Source organism: Synechococcales cyanobacterium T60_A2020_003 (assembly GCA_015272205.1).
In the GTDB taxonomy this organism is placed as follows: Bacteria; Cyanobacteriota; Cyanobacteriia; order RECH01; family RECH01; genus JACYMB01.
In genome coordinates this window covers 1-14,034 of the sequence record JACYMB010000188.1, presented here as the reverse complement: position 1 = coordinate 14,034, position 14,034 = coordinate 1, and the positions used below count along the sequence as shown (strand labels likewise).

General features: G+C 49.5%; 8 protein-coding genes, 2 tRNA genes and 1 pseudogene. 5 read left to right on the top strand and 6 right to left on the bottom strand.

What is annotated here, in order from left to right; genetic code table 11:
• Nucleotides 1-270: 270 nt before the first annotated feature.
• The 4 genes from glyQ to IGR76_09720 all read left to right on the top strand — a co-directional run bounded on the left by glyQ (nt 271) and on the right by IGR76_09720 (nt 4,333).
• Nucleotides 271-1,158, top strand: coding sequence for a glycine--tRNA ligase subunit alpha (gene glyQ / locus IGR76_09735; protein ID MBF2078780.1), 888 nt, complete (start codon nt 271-273; stop codon nt 1,156-1,158).
• A 117-nt stretch (nt 1,159-1,275) separates the two neighbouring features.
• Nucleotides 1,276-1,764, top strand: a complete 489-nt coding sequence (locus IGR76_09730; protein ID MBF2078779.1) for a DUF4079 domain-containing protein — start codon at nt 1,276-1,278, stop codon at nt 1,762-1,764.
• A 132-nt stretch (nt 1,765-1,896) separates the two neighbouring features.
• Nucleotides 1,897-4,173: a ComEC/Rec2 family competence protein gene (locus IGR76_09725; protein ID MBF2078778.1), complete on the top strand. Its 2,277-nt coding sequence runs from the start codon at nt 1,897-1,899 to the stop codon at nt 4,171-4,173.
• 73 nt (nt 4,174-4,246) lie between these two features.
• Nucleotides 4,247-4,333 (top strand) — tRNA-Ser (locus IGR76_09720).
• 258 nt (nt 4,334-4,591) lie between these two features.
• On the opposite strand, the gene IGR76_09715 is transcribed toward IGR76_09720, so the two are convergent.
• Together IGR76_09715 and IGR76_09710 are read right to left on the bottom strand one after the other, a co-directional pair.
• Nucleotides 4,592-4,665, bottom strand: a tRNA-Val gene (locus IGR76_09715).
• 169 nt (nt 4,666-4,834) lie between these two features.
• A complete protein-coding gene (locus tag IGR76_09710; GenBank protein MBF2078777.1) occupies nt 4,835-6,985 on the bottom strand; it encodes a polyribonucleotide nucleotidyltransferase in 2,151 nt (716 codons plus the stop codon).
• An 871-nt stretch (nt 6,986-7,856) separates the two neighbouring features.
• On the opposite strand from IGR76_09710, the gene IGR76_09705 reads away from it, so the two are divergent.
• Nucleotides 7,857-8,666 (top strand): TPM domain-containing protein, encoded by an 810-nt coding sequence (locus tag IGR76_09705; GenBank protein MBF2078776.1) that lies wholly within the window; start codon nt 7,857-7,859, stop codon nt 8,664-8,666.
• A 170-nt stretch (nt 8,667-8,836) separates the two neighbouring features.
• Here the strand turns inward: IGR76_09705 and IGR76_09700 are convergent, their stop codons facing one another.
• The 4 genes and pseudogenes from IGR76_09700 to IGR76_09685 all read right to left on the bottom strand — a co-directional run bounded on the left by IGR76_09700 (nt 8,837) and on the right by IGR76_09685 (nt 14,011).
• Complete coding sequence (locus IGR76_09700; protein MBF2078775.1) at nt 8,837-10,312, bottom strand: cyanophycinase; 1,476 nt, start codon at nt 10,310-10,312, stop codon at nt 8,837-8,839.
• Nucleotides 10,313-10,615: 303 nt separating this feature from the next.
• A pseudogene (locus tag IGR76_09695) lies at nt 10,616-11,704 on the bottom strand (bifunctional oligoribonuclease/PAP phosphatase NrnA).
• A gap of 540 nt (nt 11,705-12,244) precedes the next feature.
• Complete coding sequence (locus tag IGR76_09690; protein MBF2078774.1) at nt 12,245-13,459, bottom strand: histidine kinase; 1,215 nt, start codon at nt 13,457-13,459, stop codon at nt 12,245-12,247.
• A 303-nt stretch (nt 13,460-13,762) separates the two neighbouring features.
• Nucleotides 13,763-14,011: a hypothetical protein gene (locus IGR76_09685; GenBank protein MBF2078773.1), complete on the bottom strand. Its 249-nt coding sequence runs from the start codon at nt 14,009-14,011 to the stop codon at nt 13,763-13,765.
• Nucleotides 14,012-14,034: the final 23 nt, after the last annotated feature.

The window sequence follows — 14,034 nt, the reverse complement described above, 5'->3', positions numbered from 1 at the left end:
CGGTGTAGCTCACTTCGCTTCAGCGTTGCTCGCTCTCGACCGCTTTATCAATATAGCCCTCTTCTCCTAAAGGTGTCAACAGGTTTTTGGGGAATTTTGAGAAAATTCCTGAAACGAATGTTTAGAGAGGGCTTTGGGCATTTTTCAGAATTGCGATCGCTAGCGATCGCCCAAATTGGCGGCATCGAATAGCGGGTGAGTCGGTGCTTCTGAGTTGAGCGATAATGGTGGTCGCTGAACCTGGATGACACCTGATTAAGGAGTGAGGCTGTGAATTTTCAATCTGTTATTGCGACCTTAAACCAGTTTTGGAGCGATCGCGGCTGTTTGATTGTGCAGCCCTACGACACAGAGAAAGGCGCAGGAACAAAAAGCCCTCATACCTTTTTACGCGCAATTGGGCCAGAGCCATGGTCAGTAGCTTACGTGGAACCGTGTCGCCGTCCTGGGGATGGACGATACGGCGAAAACCCCAACCGCGTGCAGCATTATTACCAGTACCAAGTTTTAATTAAGCCGTCCCCTGAAAACATTCAGGACATCTACCTGGAATCCTTACGGGCACTGGGCATTCATGCAGAGGATCATGATATTCGGTTTGTGGAAGATAACTGGGAGGATGCTGCCGTTGGCGCATGGGGTGTGGGCTGGGAAGTGTGGCTGGATGGCATGGAAGTGACCCAGTTCACCTATTTTCAGCAATGCGGCGGATTAGACTGTCGCCCAGTCTCGATTGAGATTACGTATGGCCTAGAACGCCTAACCATGTACCTCCAGGATGTGGATTCAATCTTTAAGATTCGCTGGAATGACGAGCTGACCTACGGCGATGTTCACTTACAGGGAGAAATTGAGGGATCAACCTATAACTTTGAGGCATCGGATCCAGGAATGTTGTTCACCCTGTTTGGCATTTATGAGAAAGAGGCAGAACGTTTGATGGAACGGGAACTTGTTTTACCTGCTTATGACTATGTGCTGAAGTGTTCTCATACGTTTAACCTTTTGGATGCACGGGGTGTGATTTCTGTAACGGAGCGTACACGCTATATTGGCCGAGTGCGGCACCTAGCTCGTCAGGTTGCACAACTCTACTTACAACAGCGAGAGGCCCTTGGATTTCCATTGTTAAATGATGCGGCAGCACAGGCGGCATAGCGCTGTTATTGTGGCAGCATTTCTCGTAGAGAATAAGTTCTCCACCTGAAGAGAGAGTTCGCGTAGAATACTCTTAACAAATCTTTAAGATCTAGAGAGGCCAAAGAGGAAAATTGTATGTCTGAGAGCTTGAGTGCGCTCCTGGAACCTATTGCAGCGTGGTTCCGAAGTTTTAATATGCCTGAACCCATTGTGCATTGGGGGCACCCTTTGATGATGGGGATTGTCATTGTTGCGATGGGAAGCTTTGTCGGTTGGTCGGGTTGGCGTGGGCGCACAATGATAGATACGGACAAAGAGGCTGCCCTCAAAAGTCGTGCTGATCACCGGAAACTGGCTCCGCTTATGACGTTGTTCATTACGTTGGGGTATACCGGAGGAATTCTGTCTTTGGTGATGCAAGGGCACCCGATTTTACAAAGCCCCCACTTTTGGACTGGATCTGCTTTAGTTTTGGTGCTTTGGAGTAACGGACTAATGGCATTTCTAGGATTTAGTAAGGACGATGGTAGCTTACGAACGGTGCATGCTTATCTGGGCAGTGCGGCATTGGTGCTGATGGTTGTGCATGCATTGTTTGGTTTGAAGTTGGGATTATCAATTTAGAAAGCGAAAGTGGGCACTCTGAGGATTGACTTCATATGCTTCAGAGGGCATCTACCATCGCGATAATCCGTTTTGTTCGGATTCATTGGCTTACAAGCCCTCGAAGTTGGATTAGACTCGGGGGCTTTTTCTATGACGGCAACGCATTCAGTTCTGTACATTTGCGCGTATTTTCTGGGGCTGTTACTCTCTGCGTATAAGTGGGGAATTTTTGGCTTGCCGATTGGAGCGATCGCCCTTTTGGGAGCAGGTTGTTTAGCCGCTCTGATTGTGCCTCGCTATTGGCGGATGGGATTGAATTATCGAGAGTGGTTGATCGTTGGGTTGATTGGGTGTGTAGCGGTGTTTTACTGCGAGGTGCGATCGCCCAAACCCGATGCTAGCGATATCAGTCAGTTTTTCACAGAGCTTAACCAGGCCGCTGTTCCAGTTGTGGTTGAAGGCCAAGTGGCAAGTGCGCCTCGCCAGACGCGATCGCAAAATAAACAGTTCTGGCTACAAGTAGTCAACGCAAAGCCGACCTCAGACTCGGGTGAGCTTGACTCAAAATCAGGACGGTTATACGTCACGCTTTCCGCACAGCAGGCTAATGACTTAAAACCGGGGCAAGGTGTGCGATTAATGGGTACGCTGTATGCACCGAAAGCAGCCACAAGTCCAGGTAGCTTTGACTTCAAACAGTATCTGGAACGGCAGGGATGCTTCGCAGGATTCCGGGTAAAAGAGATCGGCAATCTGGAAGCAGGCTGGAATCCTGGGTTATGGCTGAGCATGCAGGGACGAATCAGCTACGGTCTGTGGCGGATTCGTGAGCGAGTCAATACAGCCTTTGCAAAGCATTTAGGGAATACGAATCACGCTGCGTTGATTAGCGGCATGATTTTGGGAAGGAAAGCAGTAGATTTACCTCCCGACATTTCCGATGCGTTCACACAGGCAGGAATGGCGCATACGCTAGCAGCGTCCGGTTTCCACGTCTCCTTACTACTGGGAATGGTGTTGTGGTTCACCCGTAGTCTGCTACCGAGTCAGCAGGCTGGGATTGGAGTATCGATTTTATTGGGATACATAGCGCTGACTGGCATCCAACCATCAATCATGCGGGCAGGATTGATGGGCATAGGGGCACTAGTGGGGAGGGTGTATGACCAGAAACTGCAACCCGTTGGGGTGCTGGTGGTGGTGGCATTCCTGCTGCTGCTCATTAACCCACCTTGGATCTTCCATTTGGGGTTTCAGCTCAGCTTCTTAGCCACATTAGGATTGTTGGTCACTGCCCCACCCTTGACCAAAGCATTGGATTGGTTGCCCAGTTCAGTAGCAACCGCGATCGCCATTCCCATATCAGCCTATTTATGGACATTGCCCGTGCAGCTTTTTTCGTTTGGAACGGTGTCTACCTACAGTATTTTTGTGAATTTGCTGACGACTCCCTTGGTGATCATCCTTAGTTTGGGAGGCATGATGTGTGCAGCGATCGCCCTGATTAGTCCAGATTTAGGGAGCTGGGCCGTATGGCCGTTGCAGTTTCCCGCTGGTTGGTTAATTCATGCAGTTGAGAAAGCTAATGCTCTACCAGGCAGTGTTTATGCAGTAGGGCAGATTGCGACGTACCAACTGATCTTGCTGTATGGGCTGTATGGGTGGGTGTGGTGGAAATCTAAGTGGCAAGTTTTGCCTTGGTTGGCAGGCGGGATGGCGATCGCCCTTATGTTCATTCCAGGTCGGCTGAGTGCAGCAACGCAATCACCGATTACGTTCTTGAATACGGTGGATGAACCTGTCGTTGTCATCCAACATCGGGGTGAGGTTGGGCTGATTCATTCTGGGAGCGAGGCGGATATTCAGTTTACGGTACTGCCCTTTTTGAAGAAACAGGGCGTAAATCGAATCGATTGGGCGATCGCCAATCAAATGCACGGGAAAGACCAGGAACGATGGAATCAGATTGCGGATACAATTCCAATCACAGACGTATGGATTAGTGAACCTACGTTTGCACAAATAGTGCTCCATGGTATTAAACAGGTAAAACCAATCAACTATCAGCAAACAACATCCATTGGCTCACTGAATATCACTGTCCTGAACCAAGAGCCGAAGGTAATGTCCTTTAGCTTGGGCGATCGCACGTGGTTAATGTTCCAGAGCGACAGTCCAGGAGATCAGCAAACCCTTTCTGCTCTGGATTTGCCGCAGGTCGATGTTTTGCAGTGGGCTGGCAATGTGCTTCCAACGGCAGCAGTCACAGCAGCACAGCCTATGACTGTAATCGGGGAACATCTGGCAGAATTTACCCAGGAACCATCCTCCTTAATTCCGAATTCCTTTTCCTTAGAAAATGGTGCAGTTCAGTGGAATTCCAGGCGAAAACCTTATCAAGTAGTTAGTTCGACTGGTTTTGACTAGAGAAATTGTGGGAATTCCAGGCGATCGCCCCCACAAGAAAGGCGTTGTGCAGTAAAATAACGATTGCGCCTTTGGAGAGGTGGCAGAGCGGTTGAATGCGCTTGACTCGAAATCAAGTTTAGGGTCACACCTAACGAGGGTTCGAATCCCTCCCTCTCCGTCAGATGTAACAAAGAGAGTAGCGGTCAGCTTCAACTCGTTCTGCCCTTACAAAGGGCGATCGTCCGTCCAGAAACCGACAGCTAATACCAATTCTGAGTGTTGAGTTCTCAGTTTTGAGTTATGAATGCGTTGCTACGCCAGGAATGTTAGCGTTTCATCTGTAGCCGGAGTGTTTGAAATTGGTACACTGAGTCACTATCTCTTAGAAAACCCATTTAGAAAAGTGACAAATAGTGTGTCACTGTATAACAGCAGATGGACACAACTGGACTCGAACCAGTGACCCCCACGATGTCAACGTGGTGCTCTAACCAACTGAGCTATGCGTCCGTTCTGAAAGTAATTATCACACGGGAGTAAGACATCCTGCAAGCCGCGATCGCCCCTTTCGTGAGCAAGTTCGATAGCAGTGTCTAAAATCACGCATCAAAAAAGCGCGCACCGTCGGCACGCGCTTCTCACACTAAGCGGATTCCCTCCCATTCAGCTTAACCCAGGTTTAACCTGCTGCCGCCGCCCGTGCAGCGGCGGCCTCGTCGGGATGAATGTTTAGGCGTGTGAGGTTAATGCGTCCACGATTGTCGATTTCGCGCACTTTAACAATGACCTCATCCCCAACAGATAGCTCATCTTCAACCTTACCGACCCGATAATCCGCGATTTGAGAAATGTGGATCATGCCCTCTTTCCCTGGCAGGATTTCAACAAACGCTCCGATCGCAATAATGCGCGTCACGCGACCCACATAAACATCCCCTGCATTGAGCTTGCGGGTCATACCTTCAATCATGCCCCGCGCGGCTTTCGCCTTTTCCTGATCGATGGCTGAAATGGTAATGGTGCCATCATCTTCGATGTCTACTTTCGCGCCTGTCTGCTCGGTAATGCCTTTAATGGTCTTGCCCCCAGGACCAATCACTAGACCAATCATTTCTGGATCGATCTTGAAGGTCATCAGGCGCGGTGCAAAGGGGGATAGTTCTACCCGTGGGGTAGCGATCGCGTCCAGCATCTTGCCTAGAATGTGCATCCGGGCGGGCTTCGCTTGACGGATCGCGTCTGCAATCACCGACATGGGCAGTCCGGTAATCTTCATGTCCATTTGCAAGGCGGTAATTCCGGTATCGGTTCCGGCCACCTTAAAGTCCATATCGCCCAGGAAATCTTCAATGCCCTGGATATCGGTCAGGATCCGAACTTCGTCTCCTTCCTTAATCAAACCCATGGCCGCACCACTAACTGGTTTTTGGATCGGAACGCCTGCATCCATTAGGGCGAGGGTTGAACCGCAAACAGACCCCATCGAGGTCGAACCATTGGAGGACAGCACCTCCGAGACAACCCGAATCACATACGAGAAATCCTCTTTCGGGGGCAGAACGGGAACCAGGGCCCGCTCGGCCAATGCGCCATGACCGATTTCGCGGCGACCGGGCGATCGCATGGGTCGGGTTTCACCGACGGAGTAGGGGGGCATGTTGTAGTGATGGAGATAGCGCTTTTGCTCATCGGGATGGAGATCATCTAGTTCCTGAGCATCACCCGGAGTTCCCAAAGTAACCGCAGAGAGAACCTGGGTCAGTCCGCGACGGAAAAGGGCACTGCCGTGAACTCGGCGGGGCAGCACTCCCACACGACAGCTAATCGGACGCACCTCATCCAGTTTCCGCCCATCAACGCGCACGCCCTGTTCCAGAATTTGCGCCCGCATCAGCTTTTTGGTCAGATCTTTGAAGACCTTACCCAACGCCTTGCTGTCTTCTGTGGTCAATACCCGAATCGCGTCATCTTCGGGCTGTTCAGCGATCGCCTCCTCAATCGAACTCTTAATCGCGTCGAGGGCGGCATCCCGTTCGTGCTTGTCGTATTCGAAATGGGTGAGTACCTGCTTAATGCCCTCGGTGGCGCGATCGCTCACGTAATCCATCAGGGTAGAATCAATGACAGGTTCTGCTTCCTTAACAATTTCAATACCCAGTTCAGCAATAATATTCCGCTGCGCTTGGATCAAATCTTGAACAACTTCATAACCAAAGTCGATGGCTTCGATAATGTCCTGTTCAGGAAGCTGGTTTGCTCCTGCTTCCACCATAATCACGCCATCGGGAGATCCAGCCACTACTAGATCAAGATCACCGTTTTCAATCTCTTTGTAGGTGGGATTGATGATAAATTCATCGCCGATTAACCCAACCCGAACAGCGGCCATCGGGCCATTAAACGGAATTTTAGCTAGCAGGGTTGCCAATGACGCTCCAGTAACAGCCAAGACGTCGGGCGGAACCCGTTCATCCATTGATAGCGTTGTTGCAACAATCTGAATATCATCCCGCAGCCACCCTGGAAAGAGCGGACGCATGGGGCGATCAATCAGGCGACTGATAAGGGTCGCTTTCTCAGGAGGACGACCCTCGCGGCGTAGGAAGCCTCCCGGAATTCGACCCACAGCATACTGACGTTCTTCATAATCGACTAGCAATGGTAAGAAATCGATCCCTTCGCGACCCTGTGCCCGCGTTGCTGCAACTAAAACCGATGTTCCCTCTGATTCGATGAGCAGGGAACCTCCTGCCTGAGGCGCTAGTAATCCAATCTTGAGCCGAATCTCTCGTCCGTCAATCGAAATGGACTTGTCTACTTCTGCAACCATGAAGTACTTTATCCTTAGTCTTCTTCATTTATCCTGTGGAAATCCTAACACTGATTTCTAGACATAGAGCGAATTATGCTGCCATGTCTGTAGTGTTGCTGACATTTCGTTATATAAGCTGAACTAAGGCGATCGCTACCGCTAGGGTCATGTCCAATTTTTGGGCTCACCGACCCCCATCCAACCGACCCCCATCCAACCGACTCACTCCTTGTGCAGGTTTTCCGCTAAGGAACAGAAATTTAATAAAACCCGGAACTTAATTTTTACCAAGCCGCGCTTCCAAAACTTAAAAACTTGGTTTCAATAAGCCTGTCATCCCAACGATCAGCTTTTCTAAAAAGTTTTGAGAACTCAAGTATGGCCTCCTAGGAAGCAGAGCGCCCTGATGCCCGCTTTGCTAGATACCATGCCTGTTGTTCGTGCCAACCCGAACTTGAGCGGACGGGTATTCTTCGCCCATGCTCTGACTCCTATGCAAGCGTGGCTAATCCTAACTTTGGAAATGACAGCTACAGATTCGCCGATTGCACAGTACATCTCTAACTCAAAACTGAACCCTCAAAACTGATCTAAGTGATCCGTTTCTCAGCATTTCCCTGATCGTCATTCAGAAATCTACCCCTCCTAGCCCTGCGTTACATTTCACTGTGAACAATCCTCACCCTCTTTCACCTCAAGCATTTGAAAGGGTTTGTGCTATAGAGTTGAACAAAAATCAGGAAACCCAATTGACGCTATAAGCAAGGGAACGTATTATTAGGATTACATTAAAAAATGTAACAAACTATTTACTCATCTCAGCAATTCTTTGAGTATCTAGCTATTTAATCAGCACTTTGAGCTGACTGCGGACGTGTCGAAAGCCTTTATGTTGAAGTTGCTTATGCGTAGGATCTGGAATTTTTGCCTAGTAGCTGTTTTGGTTCTGTCATCGTGGGCGATCGCCCCAGCCGCTCTTGCCTACGATAATCCTGAACTGTTACCGGATTTTGAGACAAACGTTATTGACTTAGCGGATTCCCTGGCTAGCGTTCAGCAAGATCAGCTGGATCAGGATCTAAGCAGTTTCGAGTCTGAAACTGGATGGAAGTTGCGAGTGCTGACCCAGTACGATCGCACTCCCGGACGCGCTGTGAAGGACTTCTGGGGGCTAGACGATAAAAGTATTTTGTTAATTGCCGATCCACGCGGTGGCAATTTGTTGAACTTCAGCGTAGGGGATGAGCTTTACAAACTGCTGCCCCGAACCTTTTGGATTGAGTTGCAGACTCGGTACGGCAATCAGTTTTTTGTGCAGGACAACGGTGAGGATCGTTCCATCATTGAGGCGCTAGATTCGATTAAGCAATGCCTACGTCAGGGTGGATGTAATGTGGTTCCAGGATTGCCGAGAGAGCAGTGGATTTTGACGCTAGTAACGTCTATCCTGGGTGGGGTTATTATGGGATTTGCGGCGCAACCTCGGAAGCAAGGTCAAATTGTGGCGTGGCAGTGGGCGCTTATTTTCTCACCCCTCTGGGGAATGCTGTTCATCGCCTTTGGTTTGGCTCCAGTGCTCACGCGGACTACGGATTGGCTTCCGATCGTTCGCAATGTGGCAGGGTTTGCCATGGGAGCCTTAGTAGCCTTCCTTTCGCCGATGCTGAATTCCTCATCCACATCTGAAGAAACGCTGTAGGATCTGAATTTGTGAAATTGAAGCTTTGAGTGAGTGAGTTGATGTCCCGCCATGACGATTGGACTTTTGTTTTGGTATGACTACCTTACAAGAAGCGACCTTGCACAAGTACCGCACAACGTCACCTATGATTTTAGGAATCCACGTATAGCATGGTCAGTCCTGAGCTATTACAGGATAGGGCCAATGTCTACGCTTAAATTGGCAAACGACAAGCGCTCCACATCCTGTCCATCAAACCCACGAAATCCGTGGGAGTCCTTCGCTTTCTCTAACGTGACCTGGTACTGAACAGGATCCGTTTCTCTAGTTTTGCCTTTGGCGATCGCTACCTTACTTTCAAACAGATCAATGGCCGTCTCCGTAAACTCGCGTGGATCAGTCCAAGCTCCCTCACGGTTTTTGCGGCTGAAGATATTGTGGGATTTTGGCTTAGTGTCCAAAGTGCCGCGAAAACGCGACTTATCGGGAAACTTAGCCGCATTTGTCAACGGATCATATTGATCCCCTTCCGTGATGTAGGTGGTATTCACCCCCGAAATCGACCAATATTTTTTGTCTTTTACCTTAGCGTCTGACAAATCTGAGATAAACACACCATTTTCACCCAAGACGTCCATCTTCACCTTGGGCGTGTCAATGTTGCTCACAATCAGAGCAGTGTTCTCATCTACCCCATAGGCCACGTCCTGCCCACTTTCCGCCGCCAGACGAATGATACGGCCTTGCCGTCCACGCTCACTGAAGTGGGTATCTAGTAGCCCATACTTAAATAAATTCAGTCCGCCGAGGGGATTGTAGTACAGTTCAGGCTTCAGCGGAGGTGAACCAATGAGAGGGATAGGATCATTGACTAGCGACTCAAAACTTTCGCCTTCAGTAATCATCGGTTTGCCGCTTTGAACGGCTGTGCCCGCACTGGTTCCCGCAATCACAGCACCGTTATTAAACTGACGTTTTAGGGCACGAAGGACGGGGGTTGTGGTGCGAGTACCCTTCTTAGGATCTTCGTTGAAAAAGCTTTCGGTGATAAACGACTGATCGCCGCCACCAAAGATAAAGCCTGTGTACTCTTTCAGACTCTTAGCAAAGGCTTCATTATTTTTCTTTTTCTCTTGGTTGTTGAGCGTAAAGGGAATCCACTCGACATCAATTGATTGGTTTGGATACTCATCTTTCAAATAGAGATCGTAGAGATCCTGAAAGTCTTGAACGTAATAATTTCCGTTTCGGCGAGGGGTGCTAGAAGCCGTGGTAAAGATTCCAATTTTGGCATCGTCAACCCCTCCGGCTCGTTCTAGAAAATCCAGATAAATAGAGACTCCATAGGGATCTTTTGTTGCGGGATATTGCCATCCTCCCCCGACGAGCATCAGGGTCTTTGACTGGGTGGATGAAGAGTCTTTTGCCTGAGTCAGAGATAGAGTGTCTGTTATGAGTGGCATAACAACTGACTCGGATTTTTCAACCGTCATGGGTTCAAAGGAGGAGCGAAGGTCTATCTCAATCTCTTGGCTTTCCTGTTTAGAATTCTTAGAGGCGATCGCCTCCTTAAGAGAATCTTCGGAGTTGCGAACCGTCGATGAGGGTGTAATCGGTAAGCCCGTAATCGGATCGATGGCGGTAAAACTGGTAGTTGAATTCATACAGTGGATGGGGTTAAAAAAATTTGGGATAAAACGACGAACGAATCCGGGGGCTAGTTCTACACAAGCAAAAATACTAGCAAATTGGTGAAATTATAGGTAGGCGCGATCGCATCACCACAATTCGGCAAAAGCACTTTAGTCTCAGGCGCAGTTTAACAGCCACTCTTGAACTCTAGACCCATCGTCCATGATGCCTTAGCGACACCTCCCAGGATGAGCATCTATTTTCAGGGCAATTCTTTCAAAACCTGCGAACTGTGGGGTCTATGAATGCCGAACTCGTCCACCTTTCCCCCGTCGCTAAACCGTACGAATTACCCCATCCTCTGGGTCGACAAGGCGCAGCAGCTTTTGCTTGATCTGCGCGTCAAACACCTGCCACTTCATCTGAGTATATTCCGAGTTTTCGTTGGATCCTGATAGAAACCCCATGGGGATCTCAAACCCACCTGCCATTGCCCGTCCGCCCCCAAAGAAGCGTCCCTGACTATCCTGTCCCAAGGCTTCTTTGATGAATTCATCGGGGTCAAGGGTAATCTTATTCGTGCGTAGTGACCCGATCACCAATTCTAGATCTTCGTCTTCGTCATGGACAATGCCATAGACGACTGCGGTATGAACGTTTTCCTCGGTGACTAGAAAATCAGCCGCTTGGGGAATGGCATCGCGGTAGTCATAGCGGAGATAGCCCACGCCCGCAATGCAGAAGTTGTTTTCCAAAATACGGTTGCGGAGCGATCGCTCAATCACGTCCATCACCTGTTTCGATCGCGACGATTGTAGGACAGAGTTGAGGAGTTGGGCATCATAAAATCGGCTTAGGAAGGCGGCGGCTAGAAAGTCTTCTTCCTGAGCGTGCATTAGTCGGTTCGTGTCTGAACGTAGCCCGTGCATCAACGCAGTAGCACACTTCACATGCTCCTGGTTATTGGTGTCCAGCTTCAGCAATCCGGCCTGGAGATACTGCGTGAAAATGGTGGAGGTCGCGCGGGTTTGCGGGCGGATATCAGCAAACTCTGGGCGCAAATCGTCCTGAAGACTATGGTGATCAATCACCACACATGGAGGAATTTTGGCGGCTTGGACTAGTTCCAGCAGTTGAGTCGTTCCGCCCTGACTGTCAATCAGCACGTAGCCTTGATAAACGGACAAATCTTTGGTCTTGGCCGTTTGCACCGTCCAGCGCTGGATGGGTAGCCCAGTTAAGCGCACGAGGGCAATATTTTCTTGATGGCTGAGGGTTCCGGCATAAACCAGATCGCATTGAATATCAAACTGTTTGGCAATGAGCTTGTAGGTCCAGGCGCAGGATAGGGCATCGGGATCGGGAAAGTCCTGGAGTAGCACGAGTTGGCGATCGCCGCGATGCCGATCGAGCAATTGCCGTAAGGTTTCAACCCGATCAGACCAGGGACAAGCCCAGGCATAGCCGAGCTGAATGGGCGAATTTGCCAATTGCCCATTCTTGGGTGCATCGGCCACCGCAGACGACATGGGAGAGGTGGGAGAGTTAAATTCCATGATTCAATGAACCTTTTTCAAAGGAGAGCTTCAAAATTAAAAATCACCCGACGACACAGACTAAAGCAGGAGAACCAAAATAGGAAAACTTAAGATGGAGCCACACTAACTTCAAAAATCAGTAAACAGCCTGATTTACATATCTACTATGACGAGTGGAAATCGCTTTTGAACAGTACTTTTAGCCAGATCTCACGATAGTCCTAACCTACATTGCCCCCCGTTCCTCAAGCTACCGTATTGGAGCGATCGCCCATTTGCAGACAGCTATGCGCTGACGGTGTGGAAAATGATGCGAATGATGCGACAGTTAGAGCGTTCACCGTAGGTATTGAGGTCAATGCTAGAGGCCGACTGGACGTAACGCTGTCATCACTCCGGGTGCGATCGCCTCCTCTGGAGTGCAGTTCAAGCCCGATACACCGGAAGCGTAAAGTGAAAGCAACTCCCGCGATCGGGATTTGAATCGACCCAAATTTGCCCGTAGTGAGCTCGGATGATGCGCTGACAGAGAGATAAACCAATGCCGTAGCCATCTTTGGCCTCATCCCGTTTCAGCCGAAAGCGATCTTCAAAAATCCGATCCTGATTTTCGGACGGAATGCCAGGGCCATTATCACTAATGCTAACCTGTACCTTCTGGGTCGTACGGTGCAGGATGGACAAACCGATTTCCCCATCAACCGGGGTGTATTTCATCGCGTTATCTAAAAGATTGACCAAAACTTGCTGAATCCGCTCCGCATCCGCATACACGTGGGGTAAATCTCCAGGAATATCGGTCTTAATGTGCTGAGATTTGGTTGCGAACTGAGGCTTTAAACGAGCTAAAATCTCGTGACAAAGCTGGGAAATGTCTAGTTCTTGGAGATTCACTTGCAGTTCAGCCCCCTCATTTCGTGCGGTTTGCAGCACATTCGTAATCATGCGATCGATGGCTTTAGCTTGAGTGCGGGCATGCTTGATCAACTGCGCCATCAGTTCAGGGGTAATCCGGGCAGCAGCAGCAGGATTGTTCGTGCCCATGTCCAGGGTTTCAAGGGCGATCGAAACCGCTGTTAGAGGATTGCGTAAGTCATGAGCCAGCATCGCAATCAACCGATCTTTGAACTGGAGTTGGGCTTGTAGTGCTTCTTTTTCCTGCTTTAAGCAAAAAATTTCATCCGAAAGCTGAATTACCTGAGCTGAGTGAGCAACAGAGTTGTCTTCGTAGGCTACAACAGAGGAGCCATTCTCTGAGCTAGAATCGCCCGAAGCCTCTAGCTCGTTGAGGACACGCGTCGAATATTCTTCAGCCGAACGTTGCCAACGCACCCACCAATTTTCAATCTGAGTCACTAAATTACTGCCTGCCAGAGTTTGGCGCGGCGCAGGGTGTAGCTTGATCAAGGTTGGCGTTGCGACTAGCTTGAAATGTTCAGCAAGGTGGGGCTGTTCGCTGACATCAATCACCTGAAGGCTAAAAGGATATTCAGCTTGCAGATGTTTAAGATGATTACGAACTTGACGAATCTTTTCGACTGAACTAGGGCGCTTATCCACAAACAGGAGGAGCTGCAAGGCAGCTTCAGCATTGTTGTTTGGGGATGGCGATGTGACGTCGGTGCTTTCCTTCTCTAGCATTGAGTCCAGCAGGAAATGATACAAAGACAACGGAGCAGAGGTGATTCTCTAGCGAGAGCCGCTATGGGAACGCAGCTTGTTTGCGCTAACGCTGAGGTCATCCTACCTGATTAATGCAAAAATTGAGGTATATTCAGTTTGGCACATAGGATAACCGGAAAAAACAGTTTTGTTATTACTGAGACCATAGCGCCTCGAAAAGAAAACTGACCGATGCTGCCCTAATGATCGCCCTACCCGGCAACCATCGACCTGCATTGAATCGATAGATCTACCCAAATTGTAACGTAAGCGTTAGTTTACCTAGTTTTTAGGTCGCTTCCAGCCTAGGGCAAACGCATAAAAATCATTGAGTAAGGATTTTGCGGAGATAAGCATCATCCCCCCCGCCTTTTTGCGCTTTGCTTTGATGCCCACTTTGGTGGATTTGTCCTGCCCCAACCGATTCAACGCAATCTGTCGCAATAAGCTCATGGTCTGCGGGGCGTGGTCTTTGCGAATCCGACAGGCATCTTCAGCCAGGGCGGCGGCCATCTCCCTCGGGCAACCCATCGCGTCAATGGTCACGATACATC

Coding starts and splice junctions, on each gene's coding strand:
- IGR76_09730 (MBF2078779.1), top strand. CDS start 1,276: ATGTCTGAGAGCTTGAGTGCGCTCCTGGAACCTATTGCAGCGTGGTTC.
- IGR76_09725 (MBF2078778.1), top strand. CDS start 1,897: ATGACGGCAACGCATTCAGTTCTGTACATTTGCGCGTATTTTCTGGGG.
- IGR76_09710 (MBF2078777.1), bottom strand. CDS start 6,985: ATGGTTGCAGAAGTAGACAAGTCCATTTCGATTGACGGACGAGAGATT.
- IGR76_09705 (MBF2078776.1), top strand. CDS start 7,857: ATGTTGAAGTTGCTTATGCGTAGGATCTGGAATTTTTGCCTAGTAGCT.
- IGR76_09700 (MBF2078775.1), bottom strand. CDS start 10,312: ATGAATTCAACTACCAGTTTTACCGCCATCGATCCGATTACGGGCTTA.
- IGR76_09690 (MBF2078774.1), bottom strand. CDS start 13,459: ATGCTAGAGAAGGAAAGCACCGACGTCACATCGCCATCCCCAAACAAC.
- IGR76_09685 (MBF2078773.1), bottom strand. CDS start 14,011: ATGGGTTGCCCGAGGGAGATGGCCGCCGCCCTGGCTGAAGATGCCTGT.